This is a genomic window from Corynebacterium meitnerae (assembly GCF_027570075.1).
In the GTDB taxonomy this organism is placed as follows: domain Bacteria; phylum Actinomycetota; class Actinomycetes; order Mycobacteriales; family Mycobacteriaceae; genus Corynebacterium; species Corynebacterium meitnerae.
Window position 1 is genome coordinate 1 of the sequence record NZ_JAKMUS010000007.1, and the last position, 26119, is coordinate 26119.

Below are 26119 nucleotides of genomic sequence, written 5' to 3' on the forward strand. Positions count from 1 at the left end.
CAGATTGGCCAGCAGGTGCGGTTTTATGTCGGGGAGGCGAAGTAGAGCATGTTAACTGTGATCATTATCGTGGCCATTTTTGCAGTCATCTCTGGTGCTCTGACTGCCGTGGTTGCAATCGCGCTAGTAAATACCCTCAGGGGCAGTAAACCCGCGGTGGCCGTGGTGGTGGACAACCTCGAAGAGGAAGGCGACGGTGGCAAGATTTGGCAGCCCGTGGTCGAGTTCGCCGACCAGGAGAACCGTGTTCACCGTGGCGCCTTGGATTTTCATCTAGCGCCCGCGATACCGCTTGGGACGGAGATTCCCATACGGTTTAATCCGCACGACCCCTCGGACGTGCGACAGTCCGCGAGCCGAATGGCCATTACTTTGGCAGTGTTTGGCGCGATAACCGCCGTCCTGCTTTTGCTGTTGTACGTTTTGTATCTCTTGGTCTAGGGAATAAGGAAAAGCGGCGCCCGTCGTGGGGAGCCACTTTTGGTTGCGGTGGATCTTGGGGGTTACCTGGGTTTATGCCGGGGACGGCAGGAACATCAGGATGAGAACCAGGCCCCAAAGCAGGTTGAAAATGCCGGCGCCGGCAGCTGCCTTGACGCGGGCAGACTCGATGTTGGTAGTCACGTCGCGGGTGTCAGCCTCAGCCGGGTCGAGTGCGCCGAGGGAACCTACGATCTTGCGCTGCTGCGGGATGACCATGGCAAACAGGAAGCCCCATGCCAGGACCGACAGGACGATGGCGGTGTGGAGGAAGTAATTGGAGCGGTATGCCTCAAAGTCAAAGGCCAGCACGGCGCCGCCTAGGAGGGGTGCGAGCAGCGAGATCAGGCCATAAGTGGTGGAGGTGCGGTGTAGGAATGCCGCGCGGCCGATTGCCTGGGCGTCGCCAGTGTTGGCTTCGCTGGCTGCCTTCGGGAACGCGGAGGTAGCCACCATGACGGGGCCGATCAGGATGATGGCTGCGGCGACGTGCAGGAAAATGAGAAAAGTAGTCATGGGTCACCACTCTACGGGGTGGGGTGTGTTTTGCATGCGCTGCGTGGGGGTCGGCGAGGGGTGGCTGTGTAAAATTTTACATTGCTGCGGTAACTATCTCGCGCTAGAAATCTGTGACCTGCAGGTATGAAATTTTAGTTTCGGCAGCACGTAAAATCTTACACGCGCTTTTCGGCGAAACCCCGGGCCCGGGCATCAACCCTCGTCAGAACGGCAGTGCCGGCAACCCGAGCATTGCCGGAAGCGTGGCACAAGACCGACGCATGGCGGCTTTGTCGGCGCGGGTGACGGGGAGACCGTAGGCATTGGCCACGGTGGCCAGGCGCCGGGAGTAGTCGCACCGGTAAGAGCGGGATGAGGGGAGCCACTGGCTGGGGAGTTTGTCGGACTTGGACTGGTTGGCGGCAGATGAGGTGACGATGAGGTTGGCCGGATCGTTGGCAAAGGTGCGGCGCTTTTCATCGGACCAGGAGTGAGCACCCATGTCCCAGGCGGCGCGGAGGGGGAAGACGTGGTCGAGTTCCACGTCTTCCGGCGGGAGGGGGTCGCCGGTGTACGGGTCGGTGATGGTCACTGGTTCCCACTGGGAGTAGGGGATGGAACAGGTTGGTTGATCGTAGGCGGCAGCCATGGCAGTTTCGCGGGTGGTGCAGCCGGTGGGTTGGTAGGCCCAGCCATCGCCGAATTTCGCCCGGGTGTAATCGGGAGCGGTTTCCCGGGAAGGAAGAGTCAAGGTGGTGCTAATAGGCGGTGTGTGGACAAAAGGAAGGGGCACGACCGCAACGGTGAGTGCGGTCAGTGCCCCAAGATAAATGTGGAAGGGCTTCATACCTCCTTAGACTGCGCGAGGACCGGTTTGGTTCCCTCCCTGCGCAGAAATGTTGGAAAGTGCCTGGTGGAAGTCCTCATTCGGGTGGCTGAGTGCGTAGTCGACGACCTTGACGTGGGTGTCGAACTCGGACTCAGACTCGGCGGTGGGCTTGGTGGCCAGGGAGACCACGACCATGGCGATGGTGGCGAAGATGAAGCCCGGGACCATCTCGTAGATGATGTCGGAGGTTGCCGGAAGGGAACCCCACACGAAGACGGTGACAGCACCGACGATCATGCCGGCCATAGCGCCCGGCGCGGTAAGGCGACGCCAGAACAGGGAGGCGATGATCACCGGGCCGAAGGCGGAGCCGAAGCCAGCCCAGGCGAAGCCGACGAGGCCAAGGATGGTGTCGGACGGGTTGAGCGCCATGACGATGCCGAGGATGGCCACGATGATGACCATCGTGCGGGACGCGATGAGCAGGGTGGCCTGAGACGGTTCTTTCTTGGCAAAGACCTTGAACAGGTCCTCCACGAGTGCGGAGGAGGTCACCAGCAGCTGAGAGGACATCGTGGACATGATGGCGGCCAGAACCGCGGTGAGCACCAGACCGGCAAACAGCGGGTGGAACAGGATGCGCGTCATGTCCAGGAAGATGGTTTCAAAGCCTTCCTGGTCGACGACGGAGTGCTGGGTCTGACCGAAGAAGCTGGCGCCGATGATGGCCGTGAAGATCGCGCCGAGGAAGCACACACCCACCCAGATCAGACCGGAGTTGCGGCCGGAGCGTGCCTCAGCCGGGCTGCGCAGCGCCATGAACCGGGTGACAATGTGCGGCTGGCCCATGTAGCCCAGGCCCCACGCGAGGTTGCCGATGATGGCCGCAGCGGACACGCCCGTGAAGAAGTTGAAGAAGTCCGGGTTGCCCTCCGGCCACGGGCCGTAGGCGTGGTTGGTGGGGAAGGAGAAGATGTCGCCGGGGTTGTCAATGGCGAACAAGGCCATGATTGGCACGATGGCCAGGGCAGCGAACATGAGCACGCCCTGGGCGACGTCGGTGTAGGACACCGCGAAGAAGCCACCGATGAAGGTGTAGATCACGGTGATGGAGCCAACGATGAGCAGGCCCCAGATGTAGTCACCCTGGAAGGTGGACTCGAAGTAACGGCCGCCGGCCACCATGCCGGAGGACACGTAGAACGTGAAGAAGAAGATGATGATCAGCGCGGCGATGACACGCAGGGCACGGGTTTGATCGTGCATGCGGTTTTCGAAGAAGCTCGGCAGCGTGATCGAGTTGTTGGCTACCTCCGAGTAGGCGCGCAGACGTGGCGCGACCCACTGCCAGTTGGCCCAGGAACCGAGGAAGAGGCCGATGACAATCCACAGTTCGCTCATACCGGAGACGAACAGGGCGCCCGGAAGGCCCATGAGGAGCCAGCCGGACATGTCTGATGCGCCGGCGGAGATACCTGCGACGAATGCGGGGAGGTCACGGCCACCGATGACGTAGTCGCCGTAGGCGGTGGTTTTGCGCCAGCCGTAGAAGCCGATGCCCAGCATGACCCCGAAGTAGATGACGACGGCGATGATGATCCAGGTGTTAGCTGACATGCGCACGTCCTTTCTGCAGAGTTCTGCATAGTTCTGCGTAGTAAGGCAAGAGAAAATGTCACACCTGTCATGTGACAGGTGGAAAGTGTGGTCAGAATATCGCACGTGGGGTGTGTGCGGGGTCACTGGCTCCTTTTTATGAGAGGAAGCTCGGGCGGTGCGTGTCGCCGTGCGGTGGTAGAAAAGACCTTATGCCTAAATTCCTTCTGCACGGCCTGTGGTTGCCCGGGTCTGGTCTCAACCTGTGGGTTGAGCGTGTGGAGGGGCACAAAATTGTCATGCCGTCCCAGGTGCCGGAAGGCACGTTCCCGGCGGTGGTGGAGAGCTTCTTGCAGGATGGCCGGTTCCGTCGCCGCGATCCGGTGACGCTGCAAACCCCAAAGGGAAAGCAGCTGCAGCTCAAGGTTCCTACGGCTGCGTTCTCACCGAGTGAGACCGTCCAATTCCTCAGCACGGTAGCCATGTTGGATGAGAATTCACCGGCAGCCACGACGGCACAACGGGAAGCCATTGCGCCTGATCTGTACTGGATCATTCGCCTGTACAACGGCCTCATCCGCTTCGTTCGCGCCGGGCGTGTGAGCATCCGCGTTCGTCCGATTGAGGGCTTGTGGTTCCCGGAGTGGCAGTTGGGTACCGGTCTGGAGGAGCGCGGGTGGCTCGCGGCGATGATCGCGGCCGCGCCGGGTGTGATCACCGCTAACAACATGAATCTGGACGAGGATGTGGCCACGAATCTCGTCCATTGGATTGCCACGGCACTTCTTGCCGATGAGCGTGAGCAGTCCCGCGCCTACCCGTGGCACGATTTCGCGGAGGCGCTGCTTACCTCCTCGGCACTGCGTCGCGGCGGTTCGACGGTGTCGAAGCAGATCGCACAGTGGAACGGCTCGATTACTGCGGTCAATGTGCAGCTCGTGTTCATCGTGGAGGAGCCCGATGATGAGCAGCTTATCGACGATGTGGGGAACCCCACCGCAACCCCCGAGGCTGTGCAGTGGCCGGTGCGTGCCCAGGTACGCGCCGGTGGGGATGCGCCGCGCCCGATCCGGGTGAGCGAGCTCGACCGGGCATCTCTGTCTAGCTTGCGGGAGCAGCTGCGCACGGCAGTGAGTGTGTCTGATCTGTTGGATCCGGATAAGCATCCGCGCCACCCGTTTACGCCCACGACGCAGCGTGACGGTGACTGGGATTCCTACCTCACCACCGAGGAGATCATGCGCCTGGTGGACACCACTGCGAGCATGTTGAACCTCCACGGTGTGAGGATCATGCTGCCGGCAGCCTGGCAGCGCATGGAAACAACGGCGAAGCTGACGGTGTCGGAGCCGGATACAAGTGATCCGGGTGCTGTGCGCCGCTTCGGGGTGGACCAGCTGGTGTCCTATGACTGGAAGCTGGCGCTGGGGGATACGGAACTAACGGAGCTGGAGATGCGCCGGCTCGTGGCCTCCAAGTCCGGGTTGATCAATCTCCGCGGGCAGTGGGTGCTGGCGGATACGCGTAGCTTGGCCAAGTCCCGCAAATATATTGAGTCCTTGAGCAAGAAGGAAGTGGACACGGGGCTTATCACAGCTGAGGAACTCCGCCAGCTGGCCTTGGAGGCCGCAGCGGAGCATGAAACTAGTGGGTTGGACATTGAGGGGGATGCGCACTCCCCGGTATGGATGCAAGCGCTCATTGGTGGCACTGACCGGCCAGCACCCACCCGCCAGGAGATTCCGGACACGGTGAAAGCCGAGCTGCGGGACTACCAACGCAGGGGAGTGGACTGGCTCTACTTCATGTCGCGTAACCAGCTCGGCGCAGTGCTGGCTGATGACATGGGCTTGGGTAAGACACTGCAACTGCTCGCCTTGCTCGCGGTGGAAGCAGAAAAGAAGGAGAAGACTGGCCCCACGCTCGTCGTCGCACCCACCTCCGTGGTTGGCAATTGGGCGCGGGAGGCTGAGCGTTTCGTGCCGGACCTGAAAGTAGGTGTCCACCACGGTTCCAATCGCTTGAAGGGTGACAAGCTCGTGGAGTGGATTGGGGAGCTGGACCTCCTCATCACCTCCTATGGTGTCGCCGGCCGTGACTACCTAACCCTCGGCCAAGTGGACTGGGACCACGTGGTGTTGGATGAGGCGCAGGCGATTAAGAATGCGGCGACGAAGGCGTCGAAAAGCGTGCGTGCGATTCGGGCTCGCCACCGCATTGCTTTGACGGGCACGCCGGTGGAAAACAGGCTGGCGGAACTGCGCAGCATCCTCGATTTTGTGAACCCGGGGATTCTGGGCTCCCAGGCGTTTTTCCGCAATCACTTTGCCAAGGTGATTGAGTCGCGCCGGGATGAGGAGCTGGCGGATGCCATGCAGGATCGGCTGCAACGGCTCACCGCGCCGTTTGTGCTGCGCCGTCTGAAGTCGGATCCGGCGATCGTGGAGGATCTGCCGGAAAAGACGGAGCAGGTGGTCACGGTGGATATGACGCCGGAGCAGGCTGCGCTGTACACCGCGCTGGTGGAGGCGATGCAGAAGGAACTGGAAAGTCGCACGGGTATTGGGCGCAAGGGGCTGGTGCTGTCCACCATCACCCGGATCAAACAGATTTGTAACCACCCGGCGCACTACCTGGCTGATGGTTCGCCGGTGACGGAGAAGGGCAAGCACCGCTCCGGCAAGGTGGCCATGCTCATGGAGCTCATTGATCAGGCGATTGAGACTGATCAGCGCGTGCTCGTATTCACCCAGTACAAAGCCTTCGGTGACATTCTGCAGCCCTACCTGAGCGACAGGCTCGGCCAACACATCCCGTTCCTGCATGGCGGGGTGAGTAAGACCGCGCGCGATCAGATGGTGGCGGACTTCCAAGATCCGAATGGTCCGCGGGCGATGATCTTGTCCCTGCGCGCTGGTGGCACTGGCTTGAACCTCACCGCCGCGTCGATGGTCATCCACATGGACCGGTGGTGGAACCCAGCGGTGGAAAACCAGGCGACGGACCGCGCGTACCGTATCGGGCAAGACCGCAACGTGCAGGTGTACAAAATGATCACGCGCGGCACGATGGAGGAATCCATCCAGGACATCCTGGACGGCAAGCTGCAGCTCGCCGGTGCTGTGATCGGCGAAGGCGAAGGTTGGATCACGGAGCTGGGTGCGGATGACCTGGCAACACTGATGAGCTACCGCGATCGGGGAAAGGAGTAGACGATGGTGCAACGACCCCAAGAGGGCAATGTCACCTGGGTGAACTTTGGCCAACGCAAGAAGGTCAGTTCCGCCGAGGAAGCCCGTCTTGTCACCGGTGAGCGCGTGGACTCTAAACAGGTGCTGAAGACACGTGCGGGGGAGACGCACGAGCAGCCAGAGTTCAGCGATCCGGCGCAGCTGCTCTACAACGCGGCTATGCGCGCGACGGACCAGGGGAGATTTACCCGCGGGCGCCGATACGCGGAGGGCGGCAACGTTCTGGACCTCCGCGTGGAAAGTGGACGTTTTGTCAGCACAGTCGCAGGCTCCCAGAATGAGCCATTTAACGTGATGGTCCTCCTGCCGTACCGCGAGGGGCCGGAGATCACAGAGGCGCTGGACATGATTACGCGTCAGCCCTCGCTGCTGGACCTGGCGCGCCGGGGCCGCTTTGACCGTGGTCTGCTGGACATTCTGTTTGCCAGCAGTGATGAGCGGTTCCGCTACCGTTGTGATTGCCCTGATCTCAGTGATGTGTGCAAGCACGCGGTGGCGGTGTCGCTGAAGGCGGCGGAGCTCGTTGATTCGGATCCGAGCATGGTCTTCCGCCTGCGCAACCTGGATGTGAATACGCTCGATCAGCAGCTACGCGAAACCGCGGGGCAGCGGGCGAAGGATTCTGCGGCGGAGGGCTCAGAGTTTTTCTGGGCCGGCCACGAATTGCCGGCGCTGCCACAGCCGAAGGTGGCGCCGATGATTGAGGATTCGGACTTGGATTTGCTGCATAAGGCCATGCAGACGATCTCTTTTACCAATATTGACCAATTGCGCGCGGTGTCGGATCTGGAGGATCTGTATGACGCGTTGACACGCAACTAGAGCACGAGTGTTCGACAGTCTCGGGTGGCGTGTCGCACCCCTCTGATAGAAGTGGACAGCATGAGTGACGGGCTTGTTTTCATCCATTCTTCGGATTTCCAGCTAGGAATGACGCGGTGGTTCCTCAATGCGGAAGCGCAGTCGCGTTTCGACGATTCACGGCTCCGCGCCATCACCCGCCTCGGTGACCTCGCGGTGGAAGCTGGCGCAGAGTTCATCGTTGTCGCCGGTGATGTGTTTGATGCCAATGCGTTGAGTGAGACCACGATGGGCCGTGCTTTGGATGCGATTGACGCGCTGCCGGTGCCCGTGTATCTGCTGCCTGGTAACCACGACCCGCTGGTGCCCGGCGCTGCCTTGGAGAAAGCGGATGAGCGCGACAACATCACGGTACTTCGCGATAGCACCCCGGTGGAGCACCGTCCTGGAGTGGAGATCGTCGGCGCACCGCTTCTGGCGCGCTATGCTTCCGAGGATCTGGCGGCGAAGGCCATTGCGGACCTAGAACCCACGAATGCCATCCGCATTCTCGTGGCCCACGGCCAGACGGAGGGGCGCAGCGGGGATGAAGCCGAGGTTCTGCTGTCCCGTCCGAATCTGGAGCGCGCGCTGAAAGACGGTGTCATCGACTACGTTGCGCTCGGGGACACCCACTCCGCCGGTCCTATCGGGCCTACCGGCCGAATCTGGTTTTCTGGTTCGCCGGAGACCACGGATTTCCACGACCGGCGGGAGAACGTGGCCGGGAATGAGGTGAATTCGGGGAAGGCGTTGGTGGTGAGCGTCGATAAGCAAAGCATTGAGGTGACCGAACATCAGGTGGGCGAGTGGACCTTTGACGCGCTGCACTGGGATGTGGCTGATGGTGAGGATGTGAAGCACCTGCTGGCTGAGCTGGAGGCGTACCCGGAGAAGGGGCGCACGGTGGTGAAGTATTCGCTGGCCGGCACCTTGGGCTTGGAGGCCACCCGGGAGTTGGAAGCGGGCTTGGCGGCGCAGGAGCATGTTTTCGGCGCGCTGTACCCACGCGATCGGATCATGGATTTGCACCTAGAGCCCGGCGATGACGAGCTTGAGGCACTCCCCATCACGGGATACGCGCGTGACGCGATGTCGGAGCTCATTGACAGCGCGAGTGGCGCTCCAGGGGGAGACACCGCTGCGCGTGACGCCGTGAACCTGCTGTTTCGTCTGAGCAAGGAGGCGAACTAATGCGCATCCACAAACTGGTCATTGACAATGTGCGCGGCGTGGAGCACCTCGCGCTGACGGATATTCCGGATACCGGCGTGATTCTCATCCACGGTGATAATGAGGCCGGCAAATCCACCATCCTCGATGCCCTCGATGCGGTGCTCACCGCGAAGCACACGTCCACCGCGGCGAATATTCGCGCACTGAATCCGATCGGACGCGACGAGACCCCTGCGGTGGAACTCGGCGCCACGGTGGGGCCATACACCTTCACGGTGTACAAGAGCTTTGCTAAAGGTGCGAAGGGTAAAACCGAGCTGAAGATCACCGCGCCCGTACGCGAGGAACTCACCGGTGAACAGGCGCACAATCGCCTGCGGGAGATCCTCGAAGAGCATGTGGATGAGCAGCTTTTTAGCGCGTTGTTTATGCGCCAAGGTTCCTTCACCGATGTCATTGAAGCAGCTGGCATTCCGTCCTTTACCCGCGCGCTGGAGCAGACAGGCACGGATGCTGGCTCAGCCGCAGGGGCGGACATGCTTGAGGATTCGGGCCTGATGCAGAAAGTGCAGAAGGAATACGAGAAGTTCTTCTCCCCGAAATCTGGTGCGGAGAAACAGAACCTCAAGGACGCTGATGCCGCGGTGGCTGCGGCGGAAGAAACCGTGCGCGAATCCGCGGCCCGCAAGGCTGCCTATGAGGATGACGTGGATGAGTACGCGCGCAGTGAGCAGGAGATGCGCACCATCGCAGCCGAACTGCCCGACGCGGAGAAGGAACTCGAACAGCGCGAAGCCGAAGCTGCCCAGGCACGCGAAGTTGCCGGCAAGCTCACTGAGGCGAAAGACAAGGCTGCGCGCGCTACTACGGACCGTGAACGTGCCGAGGCGGACCAGAAGTACCGCACGACGTTGACGGAGCGCGCAGAGGCAGCAGCAACGGAACTGAAAGAACTGACCGCACTCGTGGAACCCGCGCGGCAGAAGGCCGAGGCGGAAAACGAGCGCGTGGCGGAGAAGAAGACCGCCCACGCCAATGCCCGTGAAGCACTGGTTGCTGCGCGTCAGGCCACTGCGGATAAGGAGCGCGCCCGCGAGCTTGCCATCGCGCATGAGCGCATCGGTGATGTCGAGGATCAGGTTGATGAGCTTGACCGGGTAGACAAGGAGATCGCGGACCTCGTTGCAGCCCTGCCCGCGCGTCCTGTGACGGATGATGATGTTCGCGCGATCGAGGGAGCTACCCAGAACGTCGCCTTGCAACGCCGACTGCTCGATGCCGCGGCCGCTCGCCTGGATCTCACCGCCACCACCGCGTCGACGGTCACCGTTGATGGGGAAGAGGTGGAAGTCAGGGATGAGGCGACATCCCTCGCCCTGCATGACGGTGTCCAGCTGACCATCGGTGATGTGACGTTGACCTACCGGGCTGCCCCCGGCACAACCAATGCGTCCCATGCGGTGGAGGATGCCGAGGCTGAGCTCGCGCGTGCGCTGGAAGCCGCAGGATGTGAATCGCTGGAGGAAGCACGGAAGCTTCGCGACGCACACCGGGACACCACCGCCACCCTTGCCACCCACCGTGCTCGTCGCGCTGACATCCTTCGTGGCAAGGAGCCGGAGGAACTACGCCAAGAGCTGGTGCGTCTGCGTGAACTTGCGGGAGTGTCCTCCGAGGACAGTGCCGGCAATGACGGTGTGATCCTCAGCGTTGAGGATGCCGATGCTGCGCTGGAAGCTGCACGTGCCACGGAGAAGGACGCCGGCGAAGCAGCGCATGTTCTTGAGGTGGAGCTCGCTCAGCTGGCTGCCCAGCCTGATGCGGCGAAGCTCGCGGATATTGAAGCGCGCGTGGCTAATCACACTGCGATCCGTGACGCTGCCCAGGCTGAGCTCGATGCCGCACGGGAGAAGGTCAGCGATGCGGACTTGGCCACGGCCGCTGAGGAGGCGGTACACGCTGAAAAGGAAGCTCAGGCAGTTGTCGAGGAACTCATCGCCCAGGTTGCGGAGGTTGATCCGGAGCAGGCAGAAAGCCTCCGCGAGGGTGCTGCCAACCGCGTAGCTAACCTCACCCGGCGCTATGACGCTGCCCGCGACCGCAAGCTGGAGCTCGGTTTCCGCGTGACCAGTGCGGAAGGCGAAGCTGAGGCCCTGGACAAGGCAGAAGCCGCGTTGGAGGCAGCACGGGTGCGCCGGGACAGGCTGCGCCGCCAAGCAGCTGCCATCAAGCTGCTGCACGGCACCCTTGTTGCGCACCGTGATGCGGCACGGGCCAAGTATGCGGCACCGTTCGCACAGGCTTTGCAGCGCTACGCCTCCCGCGTCTTTAGCCCGGGCACCGAGTTCACTCTGGATGAGTCGCTGCAGGTCACCGCCCGCACGCTCGACGGCACGACGGTGGACATGAACCAGCTTTCCGGTGGCGCAAAGGAGCAGATGGCGCTGCTCACGCGATTCGCCATCGCGGACATGGTGGCGGGGAATTCACCGGATGCGATGCCGGTGGTCGTCGATGATGCCTTGGGGGCCACGGACCCCACGCGCCTGGAGTTGATGAACGCATTGTTCACCCAAGTGGGTACACGCTCCCAGGTGTTTGTGTTGACCTGCTTCCCGCAACGCTTCGACCGTGTTGCCGCTGCCAAGAGTGCTTCGATCCAGGAGCTGAAGAGCCGGCGGTAATTCGCGGGTGGATTCGCGCGCCCATCTGAGGGTTGGCTAGTCTAGGCCAGTATGACAGCCGAACCCCGCTGGCTCAGCGATGAAGAGCAGGCGTTCTGGCGGTTGCTTCTGGCAGCCGACCGGACCCTCGAACGAGTAGTGGATACCGCATTGAATGAAAGTGCGGATCTCTCGAGCCCGGAGTTTGCGGTGCTGGTTACGCTGTCCGAAGCTGAGGATCGGCGCTTGCGCCTGCGTGAAGTCTGTGCGGAGCTTGGCTGGGACCGTTCCCGCACGTCCCACCAGATCACGCGTATGGAACGCCGCGGATTGGTGTCCAAAGAAAAAAGCCCGGGCGATGCCCGGGGCGTGATGGTGTGCCTCACCGAAAGGGGGATGACTCACCTGGAGCAGGCTGCGCCTGACCATGTTGAGACGGTGCGCCGCGCGGTCTTTGACCATTTGGCCCCCGCCGATATTCCCGCGATCTCGCGGTTCTTTGAGGGCATCCTGGCTGTTGAAGCCAATGACGATGTGGATGCCCCCGCAGCTAACTAAGCGCGCTTGATGCCGGAGCCGTCGATCTCGATGGCGATTTTCTCACCAACCAGTGCTCCGCCGGAGTTCAGCGGTGCTTCGAAGTCAATGCCGAAGTCCTTGCGGTTAATGGTGGTGCGTGCCTCAAAGCCAACGCGGGTGTTGCCGTAAGGGTCAACTTCCGTGCCGAAGGTCTCCACGTCTAGGGTGACGGACTTGGTCGTGCCCTTAATGGTCAGGTCGCCGGTGACGGTGCCGTTGCCGGAGGCGTCGACGTCGAATGCGGTGGACACAAACGTCATCTGCGGGTGGTTGTCCGTGTCGAAGAAGTCCGGGGTGCGCAGGTGTGCATCACGGTCAGCGTTACGCGTATCGACGGAACCCGTCTCCACCGTCGCCTCCACCTTGCTCTCTGCCGGGTTCTCCTGGTTCACGGTCAGGGTTGCCTCGAAGTCGTTGAAGTTACCGCGGACCTTGGTCACCATGGCGTGGCGCACGGTGAATCCAACGGTGGAGTGGGTGGTGTCAAGGTCGTAGGTACCGGTCAGAGTGTTGGTCATGGTGACTCCTTAAACTATTTTCCTAAAGCTGTTGACGTGTCCCCAATGGGACTGTGCTCAATAGTAAGTGCAAGACGGTGACATGTCAACAACATTTGTGAATTTTCTTCAGCGGGCCGGTTTGTCAGGTGCCAATAGGGGAGTGCTAGATTAGGGAGCGCTGTCACAGCATGTGCAGTACGCTGCACAGTTTGACTGTCTCCGTAGCTCAGTGGATTAGAGCATCGGTTTCCGGTACCGAAGGTCGCAGGTTCGAATCCTGTCGGGGACGCGTTTGTCATGAGTCGCGTCATAGTTGACAGATCAGTCGCGACATGGTGGACAAACCGGCGTCTTGGTTTTTATTTTCCAAGGCGCCGGTTGTGGTTTTTAGGTCAGGGGTGGGTTGCCTTTTCGCCAGTATGGTTTTTGGTAGTTGTGGGATGTCTCTATGTAGCGCTCGGTGATAATTTCGGCTGTGAAGCGCGGGAGAGACTCTCGCGCCGATGGCAGAGCCTCAGCGGCCCGTCATATGCCGAACGGGGAATGTAGGCGACTAAGACTGCTTGGTGCCTTGCCTGGCTGATCCCCATCCGTCTGCGCATCACGCGGCTATTAGCAGGTGTCAACTATGTTGTGACTTCGGACAGCGCCCCTCCTTTTGTCCCGGTGGGTCACCAGCGACGTGTGATCGTCTGCCGACACGATTGCCGCTGACGAAGCCGCAGTCCAAGCGCCCATGTGACCGTATCAGAAGGCGCCCTCTCGGCGAGGATTCAGATCCAAAGGCGACTTCGACAGCCCGTGAGAGTCGGCGGTTGAGCTGGGGAAATCGAGTTCGTTCTGCATGGCTAGAAGATTTTCACAGTCGAAAAAGTGATCCCCTCGGGGTGCACAAGGGGGTACGTTTCGATGCGTCGGCACGGAGTGCGGCTATGACGACGGCGTGTTGGCGAGAGAGTGTGCGTAGTTGCACTAGAAGTCGCCCAAATTCGAGGGTAGTAAAAATCCTAATGTGGGGGTGTTATGCCTAGGCGTTTATTGAAATGTGTTCTGCGCGGTTACCTGGGTCGGGGACCGTCGGTGCTTCACTCAGGAGGTGGCCTCCAACTGCCGCTTCAAGCCCTCCAACTCGGCTTGCGGATCGTTCGAACCGGCATACGTCACGAGCTCAACGTAGTTCGGGTCATCAATGTGCAGACTCGGTAATGGGTGTTCCCTAATCCGGCACAGCACAAGACCGTGGCGCAACAAGTCGTGCGACTTTACCGTGTCTAGTTTCGACTTGGCGTTGTGCCAGTACGACCCGTCGTACTCGATGCCGAGCGTCCGGCCGTCTGGCAATTCCACGAGCACATCAACACTCCACGAGGAGTGGTTCGTGAATTGGTCGGAGAGCACCCGCTTGCCGGATGCGGAATTGCCCCACACCTTCTTCGCTGCTTTCACGTAGAGCAGCTCGACTGCGGACTTTCCTACGGTTTTGCACTCGGGGCAGCCAGAGCCGTTGATCCTCTGCGCGGGCATAGCCCTCCACGTATGCGTCGGGTCAGTCGGGCACACCCACAACGGCGGCGGGCTCAGCTTCGACGTGTTCGGGCGTAGCTGCCAGGGACTCGCATCGTTCTCGTCCGACCACTGCGCCGCAACGTCCGGGTAGTGGTACGCGAGAGAGTCGAGGATAGTTTCACAGAACGGGCAACGGTAGCGCTCGTACTTGTCCCTGTTTCCCACTACGTCCTGCCACTCGTGACCGCACACAGGGTCGAGCCACCATACATTGCGCGTTGACGTCGGTGGGATGGCCCCGAGCAGTAACCCCTCGTTTTTCGTCGGGTGCCATTGCGAGGTGATTTCCGGCGTGAGCCTGGACTTCACCTCGCCGCTTTTCGCGGCGGCAAGATTGCGTTCCCGAGTCTTGATCCCGATGCACTTCCGGCACTCGTAGAAACTCGCGTCCTGCGGCGTTGTGCGGATTGTGTGTCCCCTTTCGCAACGAAATGTGAACGTCTGATCCGACAACGCTGGAACGTCAGCCGGGTCGATGTTCGGTTCGTTCCACACAGCGGCGAGCTCTGGCACGTCCGCGACGGAGCTGAACGCGTGAGCCAGCCGCCAGGACAAAGCGCGGATAGCGTCCTGAGCCTTCTTCTCGCGCCACTTCTCCTCGTCGCACTGCCTGCAACTGCCGCGTTTGAACATCTCGTCAATTCGGCTCTCAAACGTGTGTCCGTTCGGACAAGTCCACCACGCCGTCTTTCGAGAGCCCTTCTTTGCCGTACGCCACAACTGCTCGGAGTTCTTCTCCTGGTCCCACCAGGACACACACTCGTCTGTGGCGTTTTTGACCAGGTTGGACCCCACCGCCTTCGAAGTGCCGGCCGTTGCTGTCTTGTTGGACTTCACACATGTGCAGCCCCAGCCAATGTCGCCCACCCGCTCTGCGGTAATCATTCCGCAGCGCTTGCACTTCACTCTGTGTGGGTCGTTTTCCAAGCATGGTTCTGTGAGAGGACCTAGATAGGTGTAACCGTTCTCCTCCGCTGTGGCTTTGACGAGCTCAATGGACTCCCGCGGCGAATCTTTGTCTAGTAGCGCGCGCTGGTCACGGGCCCATCCTCGCCAGTAGCACGCTCGACAAGTTTTCTCGTGCCGGCTAACGGTCTGCAAAACGTATTCGAAGCGGTAGTGCCCTTCAAATCCACAGCAAGTACAGCGGGTAAGTAAATACTCCTTGGGCTTTGTAAACGGTTCGAGAAGTCTCAAGCCAGCTCGGTCGTAAATGTCGCCAAGGTGTTTTTCGCACCATGCCGGCTTTGTTCGAGTGCGAAAAAGCGCGAACTCGTCGCAGCCCTCGGCACTGCACACCTGGGTCGTTGCCATACGCCTACTTTAAGTGTCGGAGGCTGGAAAGCAACGGAGTTGTGCGACTCGAAAGCAGGTTTGCCCCAGGGACTGTTCTGTCGGGCCAGTGTCGTGCCCCCGGCTACTGTGTTAAGCAACGAAGGCGCACGCCAAGAGAGTTAAGGAGACACTGTTGGGCAGACAACAACGCCTTGAGTTGACCTGGACGAACAAAGACAAGGCACTCATTCCAACCGAGCAAGGCCGCTATGGCTACACATGGGTAGACCCCCGAGACCCGAGGTACTGCGAAACGAGAGTCTTAACGGTGGACGAAACGGTGACCGGGACAAGGGCAGAGAAAGAGGAGGGCACAACCTACTCTGAACGCGCGGACCTGGAGCCACAGGCAGACAACTTGCTCATTCTGGGCGAGTCTGGCGACGTACTCGAAGCACTAACGCGCATTCCGGATTGGTCTGGAAAGTATGTCGGAAAGGTCAAGTGCATCTACATTGACCCGCCGTTTAACACCGCTCAGACCTTCGCCAACTACGAGGACAACCTCGAACACTCCGTGTGGTTGACAATGATGCGGGACCGACTGCTACACCTGCGCGACCTACTCAGCGAGGACGGTTCGATTTGGGTTCATTTGGACGATGTGGAAAACCACCGGATGAGAGTTCTGCTCGATGAGGTGTTTGGGAGCGAAAACTTCGCGGCAGAGGTTGTTTGGCAAAAAGCGGACTCGGCGAGAAATGACGTGTCCGGGTTTTCCGCTGACCATGACGTAATTCTGGTGTATGGGAAGTCGTCTGCTACTTCGCTTAACCGCATGGAGCGCACCGCCGCGGACAATGAGCGATTTTCCAACCCGGACGGAGACGAACTCGGGATCTGGTTCTCAGACAACCGAAGCGCGCCGGGTAGCATGAGCGGGAAAAGGCAGCACCCCGCTGTTTTTGGTATACAGCACCCCTTCACGAAAGAGATTGTGTACCCTGCACCCGGCAGGCACTGGGCTTTTGGGGCGCCCCGTATTTGGGAGGCCCTCTCTCAATATGGGGTCTTTGAGTGGGGGTATCCTGACCTTGAAAGACGCGCCCACCAGACTGGTCTGCCTAGAAGTGTTCTCCGCGCAGATATTGGTGACCTTCTTATCAACCCTGCCAGTACAGAGGATGCGATGCAACGTGCAAGTGAACGCATGAAGCAGGGGAACTGGCCAGAGTTCTTTGTTACGGAAACTTCGTTTGGGCGTAAGTCGTACCCACCAAAGGAAGGCCAGCCACCGCGTACTTGGTGGACCAACGAGCACGTAGGCCACAACCGCGCTGCGAAATCCGAGATTAAGGCTTTATTCCCTGGGAGGAACCCATTCGCCACTCCAAAGCCAGAACTCCTCCTTGAACGCATCATCCATATCGCAACGAACCCCGGTGACGTCGTCCTCGACGTGTTCGCCGGTTCGGGAACTACCGCTGCCGTCGCCCAGAAGATGGGCCGCCGCTGGGTGACCTGTGAACTCGTGGAGGACACGTTCAACCGCTTTACACGCCAGCGCCTGGAGAAGGTTGTCAACAACGAAGACCAGGGCGGCATCACACTTCAAAAGGAGGAGCGCGCGGATGCTACCGAGAATGGTCTGCCAGAAGGCTTGACTCCGGAGGAAGCGCAGAAGTTCACTTCCCTGCTGAATAAGACCATCAAGAACGACGACGAGCTCAAAAAGAACCCAGTGGTGAAGCGACTCAAGGCCATGACCAAGACCAAGCCGGTCAAGAGGGTGGTCAACTGGCGAGGAGGCGGTGGTTTTCAGGTCGCACACCTTGAGCCTGCCTGTTTCCACTACGACCAGGAGGTGGCTTTGACCACCCTGACCGAGCACGCTACCGGCGACCTGCTCGTGCGCTCTGTAGCGGCACAGCTCCGCTTTGCACTCACTCCCGAAGACCTGCATTTCGACGGCGAGCGCGGCCGCGAGCATCTCGTTGTAGTCGAGGGCGTGCTTGACGAGGAGAAGATCGACGAACTCATGGCTCACCTCCCAGAAGGTCACTCCGTCCTGTTCGCTGCGACCGTGGTTGACGACTTTGCCGGCGAGCATGTCCGGTCGTTCAAGAATGGCTCGCGAGTCGTTCACGTCCCGCTTGAGATTTTCCCGTACTCCGACGCTGCCGAGGAGGAGAAGTGAGCATGGCACAGAAATTGAATCTCTCCTACGACGAGAACCTGGTTGCAGAACTCACCTCGAAGTTCACTCTCCGCGCACCGAACTCCGAAGCGCTTGCCGACCTGGTGAAGCGAATCGAAGAAGGCAAATACGACGCTTTAGAACCGCTGGTGCTCAACCTCGCAACGGGTGCTGGCAAGACCTACGTCATGGCCGCGTTTATTGAGTACCTACGTCGCCAAGGCCACCCCAACGTGATGGTGGTCACCCCGACGAAGGTTGTCCAGGACAAGACCATCCTCGACTTCTCAGAGGGCTCGCACCGCTACATTGGCGGCTTCGATATTCCGCCTCGGCTTGTCACTCCGGGTGATGTGTCGAACTTGCGCGTCAATGAGGCAGCCGCCGACTTGTTTGTCGGCGAGGGTGCCTCAACGCTCTATGTATTCAACGTCCACCAACTCTTTCCCCCAAAGGAAGGCGGCAAGAACGTCGCCACGGGCGAGGAAGCAGCGCGCCGTAGGACCTGGAAGTTCCAAGAGGAGTCCGGAGCCTTAGCGCAGAGGCTTATCGACACCGAGGACTTGGTCATTATTGCCGACGAGTCCCATCTTTTCGGCACCACTGCGAAAACGTTCCGCAACTCTCTGACCGCGCTTAAACCGGCTGTAACCGTGGGGCTGACAGCCTCGCCGGACGAGGACGACGACATTGTCTACCGTTACCCGCTGTGGCGTGCTATCCAAGACGGTTACGTCAAGCAACCGGTACTGGTCTACCGTGAATCGGGCTACGACTCGGAAGACCGTCAACTCCAAGACGCGTTGTCGCTCCTGGCTATCAAGGAGGAGGCGTACGCGAACTACAGGGCCGCACACCCGGACGGCAAGAAGACTAAACCGCTGCTGTTCGTCGTCTGCTCCGGCGTGCCTCACGCAACTGAGGTTGCCGAGCGGCTTCGCGGCCCGGGCTTCGTGGGCGACCCGCTCGCGGTGCTCCAAGTCGACAACGAGCACAACGACAACACCACCCAGTCATTCTTGCGTTATCTCGACACGGACCACTCTCCGGTTCGCGTGATCGTGTCGGTCAACAAGCTGCGCGAGGGCTGGGACACGAAGCGCATTGCGGTGATGTGTACGCTGCGCACAATGGGCTCGGAGGTGCTGACCCAACAGGTTATGGGCCGAGGTCTCCGTTTGCCGTTCGGGGCGCTGACTAAGGTGCCGGCCATTGACGAACTAGACATCTTGTCGCACGAATCCTTCGTCAAACTGCTGGAAAGTGAGAATGTCCTTAAGCAGTTCGGTATCGAAGACGCGGTGCGAGACGGCGACGGCACAGAAATCATCACTCCGCCTGGAACGACCAACCCGTCGCAAGTGGGCCCTGGCACCGGCACCGCCGGTGGTACCTCCACTGCCACCGGTGAGACTGGCAGCACGGAGGTGCGACCTGGCGAGGGCACGTTTACCTCTGACGAAGTAACCATTGCGCCAGGCGGACGCACCGTGGGCACACGAGCACTAACCGACGAAGACGACGTGACCAAGGGCGTCGAGGTTTTCACACCGGTCGTTGTCTATGTCAATAAAGAGTTCGCCGGCACCACCTTTGACTTCCCTTCTTCGACCATGACGAAGACGAAGAAGCAGTTTGAACTGGTCGACGTCACCAACGCCGCCGTTGTCGAGCAAGCACGCAAAGTCACCGACACCGACGAATACTTGGCCCGCACCAAGATTGGTGTCGCAGAAGAGGGCAACGCTATTGAGCTCGACAACGATGAGCGCTTCGCCGTGCCGAGTTTCAAACAGACGTCTTCCCAGGTGGCAGCGGAACTTATCCGCCGCGTCATGGGTTCCGGCGCGGTTGCCGCGACGGCAGAAAACACCAGCCAACTCAAGCGCCGTATCGTGCCGGCCTTTATGGATGCGACCAAGATTGACCAATGGACGGAGAAAGCCAAGGAGTCTGCGGCCCGGCACCTTCGAGAACTCGTGGTCGAAGAGTCCAAAAAGGCGCACGCCCAGACCGGAACGACGGTGACTATCCACCCGGTTACTTTGCCCATTGACGACTCGTTCGTTTTGGAGCTCGACAAGAAGGTGCTGCAACTGCTTGACCGGCAAGCGAAGAGCGCGAGTAAGGCAGGCTTTAGCGACGCCGAGTTCTACGGCACCTGGAAAAAGGGGTTGTTCGAGGCGGCCCGCTTCGACTCGTTTACCGGTGAATACCGCCTGGCGGCTTTGCTCGACCTTGACCCGAATGTCGTGTGGTGGAAACGTATCTACGCTCACGAAGGTGCAAGGGTGGCTTATACCCCGCACAACTCGTACGTGCCCGATTTCGTCGTTTTCGACAAGGAAGGCACTCACTGGATTGTCGAAGCCAAGGAAAACCGCGGCCGAGACGACGAGCGCGTGCAAGCCAAGCGCGCAGCCGCGGAGCGTGTGGTGCGCCAACTCGTGGGCATGCCGGAGTACGAGGACCAGACCTGGGGCTACCTCATTGCCTACGAGGACGACATTGCATCTTCCGACTCGTGGGCCGACTTGGTTGCTGGTTCGGTGACGGAGCGGATGCCGAAGCTGTAAGAGTGATTGCCGAGTTGGGCGGAACTGACCGCCGTCCAACTTGGTCTATACTGCCGGGCCATGCGCGACATCTACTACCACCAAGGTAATGTTCACCCGCGGGCGATTATCGCTGAGCAGCGAGAAGACGGCTGTTGGGTCATGGAAAACGAAGGCCAGACAATCGCTACCGCACTGCCCACGGACAGGTTCTTTATCGGTTTTATGGAGGCTGTTGAGGAGCTCGTTTGGTCTACGAATGGTCGGCTCAATATAGCCGCCACGGAAATTCGCGACATGATTCGAGACGGGGCCGAATTGGCGTGGCTGCGAACCAAAGAGGAAGTGCGCAGCCACAACGAAAGGCACCCGGACACTTTGTACCTCGACCTCAATGGGTTGCACACTCACCGATTCGAAGACTTCCCGGTGCTTTGGACTGCTTGGATAAATAGCGACAAACCCCTCATACACGAGGACCACGAAGACTGGAGGGTCCCGCTCGTGGCTTTGTACAACGCCTAGAAAACTCGCCCCAAAGCTCTCGGAATTGCACGGCTAGTTCGAGGAGCAGGGGCAAACCCACTAGATGCGAGTGTTAGCTGACTAGTTATTCCTCGGAACTGGGCTGGTCTGGGAACCACTCCAGAACCTGGGCAAAGTGCTCGCTTCCACGCGGGATGACATTGAGCGAGACAATGCCGGCCTGGTTGAGGCAGTCCTGACCAATCGCCTCCACATGGTCGAAGAAGACATCGTCATCCGAGAAATCGACCGTCGCGTCGACCGGAACGAACCTCGACACGGGCAGCGGGTCGAAAGTAGCGAACTCATGCTGTCTGTGTAGACGAAGCGGCTCGCTACCTTCCCACTCAATCCCGAGTCTCAAGTCGTACACGCCGCTACCACTTCGTTTACTCATTCCGCGCGCGGCGAGCATGAAGTCGGCCACAAACGCTTCGATGAAGAATGCAGCAACCGCCGTTCCGTTTTCCTCTGTAACCGGAAGGTTCACCAAAGCGGACACCGAGCCGTCGTCATGGAAGCCTAGGTACGACTCGGGACGGTTCGTCTCGTCAGCTAGTAGGACGTAGCGCCAGCTACGAAACCCTCGACGTGGGTAAACGTTACTGAAATACGCCCCGAGCGGCGTCTCAGGGCGCCTGTACCCCCACAGATTGTCCCGCTGGTTCACAAGCCGGTTGACGAACTGGCTTACGTCCTGGTTTTCCATAGGCACCGGCACGGTTTCCGTGGTTGGCCGCGCGACGGCAACAGCCCAGTAACCATTTGATGCGGTCAAGTCGCTGGTACGTCCATAGAGGTCCAGCAGCATCTGGCGCTGCTCGCGGGATGTGGCAAATCGCTGTTGGTAGAGACGGGCGATTTCCGACTCGGGAAGCCAGCCGGTGTCCGCTCCGTGGCGAACCGGAACCTGGAACTTCTTGTCCTTGTCAATGAGCATGTGAGGCACTTGCGGGCTTGCTGGGACTACGACTACTAGAGCTCTCGGACCGTCATCCGAACCGAGGGGAATGAGCTCAACGTTGTGCAACGGTGGCGTGACATGGTTGTAGGCAACACGCTGGTACGCCTGAACGTAATTGTCATCGACCACGCCGACATCGAGGCGGCTACCCGCATGACTTTTATTGTCCGTCACACCGTAGACGAGCACCCCACCCCCGTAGTTAGCCATGGCGGCCAAGTCCTTCTTTACATCCGACTGGGCCAGGGACTCTTTCGGCGGCAGCGAGCGTTTGAAGTCCAGCGACTCGGATTCCGGGACGCTTTCCGCGACGGCCTGAGTGACCATCTCATCGGTAATCGGGCCTGCGGACAGTCCGAGAGCTCGGTGCAGTGAAGTGAACATGTACTCCAGCGTAGGCAGTATTAAGAAACGGGGTCCGAAGCGTTTGCCAGGGTCGGAGCCCTGATTTTCAACCGGGAGCGGAACCCGGTATAACCGGGATGCGACCACGTACCTGGCATAAGTAGTCAGGGGATTTTCTTTACGTCTCTCTAACGGTCTTTACGGCTTCGGTGGCGGCGGCCACCAGTTCCCGGTCAGTTAGTTTTAACTTAAACTATGATTGAGCTGGGCTGAAAACCGTGGTCTAAGGAGGCACGATTGGGTCAAATCTCGGCCGCCAGCGAATGTATTACTGTCACCGTAGACAGAGAGGGCGTTGACATTCCGAAGTCCGTCTTTCTTCATCTCTTCGAGCAGTCTTTCAAGAAGTATTCTGCCCCCTACAGAGACGCAATTGACAAGGGAAGAATCTCGCTGTCCGAACTGCAAAAGCTCGCGCACAAAGCCGAGATTCCCTGGTGCCTCTTTTTCGCACCCGAGGAACTCGTTAATGAGCAGGTTCGCCATAAAGCTCAGGAGCTAAGAAAAGGCGTTCCTCGCCGGGACTCCATCAGTGTCGGGACGAGAGGGTCCGTCGATGTGAGCGAAGTTGACTTGATTGTCATGGACTTAATGCGCAAACAGGCGAAATTGCGCGAATATGGAGGCAAAGCGCCCGACAACAAGATTCTAGGATTGCTTCAAAAGCAGAGTGCTCTGAGTACAGAAGATCAGGCTCAACTGCTCGCGGACAAGTTGGATTTCTCCTATCCCCAATTCCAGCAGTGCAAGGATGCAGGAGCAGCGCTCGACTACTTCATCAGCCGATTAGCAGCGCAAAACGTCTTGGTTTCTCAAGGCGTTGAGGATCAGTTCATGCCCCAGAGCACACGCGACATTGGGTGCAGTGGGGTGACTATTCGAGACAAGTGCTACCCCTACATTTACTTGACCAGGGGAAGACACGACGATCACCAAGAAGTTCCTCGGCGGAAAATCTTTACCTTAGCTCTGCTCACTGTGCTCATTGCTCAAAAGCAATTTTCAGTTGTGGAATGGAATGACGGCAACCCCGAGAGTTTCGAAATCGAATCGGAAGGAGTCTTGGCATACGGCATCGCTGCCGCTTTTCTGATGCCTCGTGACCGCTTGAACCCAGGGAACCTCGAAACTCTAGAGGGAGTGAGGGAGGCCGCTAAGCATTTTCAGGTGACCCCGAGTGCTTTGGTGGTTCGATGTGCAAGGTCACAACTCATGCCGTGGGATCGTGCAACAGATTTCCTCGACCAACTGCGTCGAGAGTTTCAAAGCGCCCCTAAATCTGAAAACCGGGGCCGCCATAAGCCCGAGAACGCGATTGCGAAGTTTGCTAACCACGAGTTCGTGCGGCGCATGTTCGATGCCTTAGATGCCGGAAAACTGTCGGAGAGTGAATTTCGGCTGGTTGTGACCCACAACAAGTTGGTCAAACGTCAGCTTCTAGACCTCCGGAAAGCTGTAGAGTGATGTACCTGCAAACCCGATACATCATTGACACAAACGTGCTCAACAAGATCGACGTTCACGAACGAGCAAGTCAATTCTTCACGACCAGTTGCTTGCTCCCAGATGCCGTACTCGATGAAGCCTCCGGTTTCCCCGACATCGAAGACCTTCGAAAACTGAGGTACCCGACCACAGTGGAGCTACTCAGGATATTGATGGAGGTGATGACAACAATCGACATCAAGGACAAGCGAGTAGTCAATCTCTGGAAAAATAAGGGTGCTGCCGATCCAGTCTTAACCGCAGTGGTACTTCATACCCGCGAGCAGCAAAGGGATTGCTTTCTTAAGGATAAATGGGTGATCGTTACAGACGACGGGGGCGTTCGCTATCTCGCGAAGAAACACGACATCGAAGTCTTGTCAGGCGACCATTTTCGGGACATCCTGCATGAGAGAATTTCCAGTTAGCCTGCTTTTGCTGCGCCATAACTTAGCAAGTGATCGACACCCCCGACCTAGCGACAACGTGGCTACGACGACATGCTCAAAGCATGACCTCACACCACGACAGCTGGGCCGCCGAAGCAGCCCCCGACAACTTCTACGCTCTCACCATGAAAGGCTCCGCCCCGTACCCCGCAACGGGGTCTCGACTCGAAGTCCGAGACGAGAACTTTCACCTCTTGTCCGTCCATTGGTCGGCGACCGCAGCACTCGGGGAAACAGGCGAACGGTTAGCCCGCGGCGAGAGGGTTGCGGTGTACCTTGCGCGGTGGAACAGGATCGAAACCGACAACGACCCTCTACTCAAAGAGACGTCCTAGCCTTAATCGAACCTTGCACCCCTGCGGTTGTTCACCACCCTGGGCTCTAGGCAGGCTGCTGGCGTATGAGCCACCACCAATTTGACGAATCAGAGATCGAGTTTCTTTCCGTACCGGTTCCGAAACGGCGGCGCCCCGAATCGGTCCTTCTCCATCTCGACTTGTTCCTCGACCGCGACGAAATGTCCCACATGAACGTGTTCCTTGGCCGCAATGCCGAGACTGTGCGACTGCTGGGCGCCGACGGCGAACACGTCGAGTTCGACGTGGCAGAAGCGAAGAAGTTCTTGACCGCGTTGGTGAAGAACTGCGACCGCGCCACCGGACTCGTGACGCTTGAGGCCGACGCAGACCCGCGGGACTTGTCGATGTGGGAGCGCTCGCGGCTTGTCGCTGAAACCCACATGGAGAAAGACACCCTTGTTGCCGACACCGGTGTCTACGAGGACGCACCGCGTGAGTTGATCGACCCTCGCTTCGGCAAACAGACCTACGCGGTCTGGACAGAGTGTGGCACCGAGTTTCTCGGCCGCACGAACAAGCTCGCGCTCGCCCGGAAGATCGCGGATAACTGCCGGAAGGAAGGTCTGACGGCCGTGGTGTGTCAGACGCGGCGGTGGTTTGTGCCGGCTGGTGAGTAGAAGTCAGCGCGGTGATTCTGCCCGTCCAAGGACGAGCGCTCTACCCGAGAATTGATGCCCCGCCCGCGACCCGGTTGACTCAGGGGGTGTTCGGCCGAGCCAACGAAACTGCCTAGCCAGAGGGAATACCCAGAAGCTAAAATCTTCTCCTAGAACATTTAGGGAGGCTAGTGAGCGACTTAGACAGGTTTCGCAACGAAGGACGGCGTAAGCGTAAGACTACCGTCGCGTGGACGGAGTCCACAAAACCGAGCGGGGAGTCAGATCGCCTTGCGGGTGACCGGGAGCTCTATGAAGTTCTCAGGGAACAAGGCTTCCAAGGCAAGGACTACGACGATTTCGAAATCGAGCTCATGGGGTACGGGTTCGCCTGTATCAAGAAGTGGATTCTGACGAAAGAACTGCTTTCTAAATGCCGTGAGAAATTGAAATTCGTCCCCAAGGACGAGGACGTCCGTTTAGACCTTCTCACCCCAGATGAGGCAGAAGAAATTGCCCAAGACATCGTCGTGGAATCCGTCCTCGGGTTTCGGGAAGACGCGCTTGTTGGAGGAAATTGGTCACCGACTGGTGGAGCAAGTTTGAAGACCTTCTTCGTCGGCAGGTGCTTGATGGAGGCGTGCCGGGTGCTGAAACAACGTGCCAAAGAGCTCAAGAGGACTGCACGCTACATACAAGAGGTTGAAGAAGATGACCTGCTTAACCTGCCTTCACGCGAAATGCCGTTGGAGACGCAATTTGAACGCGACGACGAACTGCGCCGCGTGGCCGGGTTGCTTTCGGAGAGAGAGTTGGAAGTCGTGCGTCTGCATGCTGAGGGACTTTCTGCGAAGGACATTGCGGACAGACTCGGAATGCTTCCTCGCAATGTGAACAAAGCATTGGAAAGGGCGCGGGCGAAAGCCAGAAAGCATAGGAACGAAGGAGGCGTGGCATGACTAGCCGTTACAAAGAGGCGTTGGGGCGCTCGTCGTTTGGCACTCAAGAGGTGCGCCAAATGCGGTCGAAAGTGTCGAATGAGCAGACCGCAGAAATGGCAAGGAAACTCGCTCAAAAACGTGCTACTACCAGCAAAAAGGGGAAATTCGTACGCTTGCCCCCTAAGACTGAGTAACGGGGCCGAGTTGGCGCTCGACCCCGTTGAGACGAGAGATTAGTCTCGGTCACCACTTGGACGTGATACACCGAGTCTAACTGAGTTGACAGCGATTCACCCACGAAACGCGCTCACTCTCGTCAGACTCCATAGGAGGTTGTCGAGAATGGCTCGACGAAGTGTTAATCGGTCTGCAAAGACCGGCAAGTTCGTT

At 59.3% G+C, this 26119-nt stretch carries 19 protein-coding genes and 1 tRNA gene; 14 read left to right on the top strand and 6 right to left on the bottom strand.

From position 1 onward, the window contains the following. Positions 1-48: 48 nt before the first annotated feature. Positions 49-441, top strand: coding sequence for a DUF3592 domain-containing protein (locus L8U60_RS05625; RefSeq protein WP_269965392.1), 393 nt, complete (start codon positions 49-51; stop codon positions 439-441). 72 nt (positions 442-513) lie between these two features. Here L8U60_RS05625 and L8U60_RS05630 read toward each other — a convergent pair whose 3' ends face one another. The 3 genes from L8U60_RS05630 to putP form a co-directional block, all read right to left on the bottom strand. Beyond that, positions 514-996, bottom strand: coding sequence for a DUF2269 domain-containing protein (locus L8U60_RS05630; protein WP_269965393.1), 483 nt, complete (start codon positions 994-996; stop codon positions 514-516). Positions 997-1201: 205 nt separating this feature from the next. Further along, the gene (locus L8U60_RS05635) at positions 1202-1825 is read right to left on the bottom strand and encodes an HNH endonuclease family protein (protein ID WP_269965394.1); all 624 of its coding nucleotides are present in this window, start codon (positions 1823-1825) and stop codon (positions 1202-1204) included. Between the two features lie 6 nt (positions 1826-1831). After that, entirely contained in the window at positions 1832-3424 is a 1593-nt protein-coding gene (gene putP, locus L8U60_RS05640) for a sodium/proline symporter PutP (RefSeq protein ID WP_269965395.1), read from the bottom strand. Positions 3425-3615: 191 nt separating this feature from the next. Here putP and L8U60_RS05645 point away from each other — a divergent pair, with 191 nt between their 5' ends. The 5 genes from L8U60_RS05645 to L8U60_RS05665 are packed head-to-tail and all read left to right on the top strand — an operon-like array spanning position 3616 to position 11891. Then, complete coding sequence (locus L8U60_RS05645) at positions 3616-6615, top strand: DEAD/DEAH box helicase (RefSeq protein ID WP_269965396.1); 3000 nt, start codon at positions 3616-3618, stop codon at positions 6613-6615. Between the two features lie 3 nt (positions 6616-6618). Beyond that, positions 6619-7476 carry an SWIM zinc finger family protein gene (locus L8U60_RS05650; RefSeq protein WP_269965397.1) on the top strand — a complete coding sequence of 286 codons (858 nt, stop codon included), beginning with the start codon at positions 6619-6621 and terminating at the stop codon, positions 7474-7476. Positions 7477-7536: 60 nt separating this feature from the next. Continuing rightward, positions 7537-8688, top strand: a complete 1152-nt coding sequence (locus tag L8U60_RS05655; protein ID WP_269965398.1) for a metallophosphoesterase family protein — start codon at positions 7537-7539, stop codon at positions 8686-8688. Further along, positions 8688-11354 carry an AAA family ATPase gene (locus tag L8U60_RS05660; RefSeq protein ID WP_269965399.1) on the top strand — a complete coding sequence of 889 codons (2667 nt, stop codon included), beginning with the start codon at positions 8688-8690 and terminating at the stop codon, positions 11352-11354. Before L8U60_RS05655 ends, L8U60_RS05660 begins: the two co-directional genes overlap by 1 nt. A 51-nt stretch (positions 11355-11405) precedes the next feature. After that, complete coding sequence (locus L8U60_RS05665; RefSeq protein ID WP_269965400.1) at positions 11406-11891, top strand: MarR family winged helix-turn-helix transcriptional regulator; 486 nt, start codon at positions 11406-11408, stop codon at positions 11889-11891. Here the strand turns inward: L8U60_RS05665 and L8U60_RS05670 are convergent. Continuing rightward, positions 11888-12430 (bottom strand): YceI family protein, encoded by a 543-nt coding sequence (locus tag L8U60_RS05670; protein WP_269965401.1) that lies wholly within the window; start codon positions 12428-12430, stop codon positions 11888-11890. The two genes, L8U60_RS05665 and L8U60_RS05670, sit on opposite strands and share 4 nt — an antisense overlap. Before the next feature lie 197 nt (positions 12431-12627). On the opposite strand from L8U60_RS05670, the gene L8U60_RS05675 reads away from it, so the two are divergent. Beyond that, positions 12628-12701, top strand: a tRNA-Arg gene (locus L8U60_RS05675). 800 nt (positions 12702-13501) lie between these two features. Here L8U60_RS05675 and L8U60_RS05680 read toward each other — a convergent pair. Further along, positions 13502-14863: a zinc-ribbon domain-containing protein gene (locus L8U60_RS05680; RefSeq protein ID WP_269965402.1), complete on the bottom strand. Its 1362-nt coding sequence runs from the start codon at positions 14861-14863 to the stop codon at positions 13502-13504. A 580-nt stretch (positions 14864-15443) separates the two neighbouring features. Here L8U60_RS05680 and L8U60_RS05685 point away from each other — a divergent pair. The 3 genes from L8U60_RS05685 to L8U60_RS05695 are packed head-to-tail and all read left to right on the top strand — an operon-like array spanning position 15444 to position 20530. Further along, the gene (locus L8U60_RS05685) at positions 15444-17450 is read left to right on the top strand and encodes a site-specific DNA-methyltransferase (RefSeq protein WP_420840157.1); all 2007 of its coding nucleotides are present in this window, start codon (positions 15444-15446) and stop codon (positions 17448-17450) included. A gap of 2 nt (positions 17451-17452) precedes the next feature. Then, positions 17453-20026: a DEAD/DEAH box helicase gene (locus L8U60_RS05690; protein ID WP_269965404.1), complete on the top strand. Its 2574-nt coding sequence runs from the start codon at positions 17453-17455 to the stop codon at positions 20024-20026. A gap of 60 nt (positions 20027-20086) precedes the next feature. Next, the gene (locus L8U60_RS05695; RefSeq protein ID WP_269965405.1) at positions 20087-20530 is read left to right on the top strand and encodes a hypothetical protein; all 444 of its coding nucleotides are present in this window, start codon (positions 20087-20089) and stop codon (positions 20528-20530) included. An 85-nt stretch (positions 20531-20615) separates the two neighbouring features. Here the strand turns inward: L8U60_RS05695 and L8U60_RS05700 are convergent, their stop codons facing one another. Next, positions 20616-21878: an AlbA family DNA-binding domain-containing protein gene (locus L8U60_RS05700; protein WP_269965406.1), complete on the bottom strand. Its 1263-nt coding sequence runs from the start codon at positions 21876-21878 to the stop codon at positions 20616-20618. A gap of 258 nt (positions 21879-22136) precedes the next feature. Here L8U60_RS05700 and L8U60_RS05705 point away from each other — a divergent pair, with 258 nt between their 5' ends. The 4 genes from L8U60_RS05705 (at position 22137) to L8U60_RS05720 (ending at position 25747) form a co-directional block, all read left to right on the top strand. Next, the gene (locus L8U60_RS05705) at positions 22137-23363 is read left to right on the top strand and encodes an ImmA/IrrE family metallo-endopeptidase (protein ID WP_269965407.1); all 1227 of its coding nucleotides are present in this window, start codon (positions 22137-22139) and stop codon (positions 23361-23363) included. 35 nt (positions 23364-23398) lie between these two features. After that, entirely contained in the window at positions 23399-23812 is a 414-nt protein-coding gene (locus L8U60_RS05710; RefSeq protein WP_269965408.1) for a hypothetical protein, read from the top strand. 421 nt (positions 23813-24233) lie between these two features. Then, the gene (locus L8U60_RS05715; RefSeq protein ID WP_269965409.1) at positions 24234-24809 is read left to right on the top strand and encodes a hypothetical protein; all 576 of its coding nucleotides are present in this window, start codon (positions 24234-24236) and stop codon (positions 24807-24809) included. Positions 24810-24979: 170 nt separating this feature from the next. Then, the gene (locus tag L8U60_RS05720) at positions 24980-25747 is read left to right on the top strand and encodes an RNA polymerase sigma factor (protein ID WP_269965410.1); all 768 of its coding nucleotides are present in this window, start codon (positions 24980-24982) and stop codon (positions 25745-25747) included. The last annotated feature ends 372 nt before the right edge of the window (positions 25748-26119 follow it).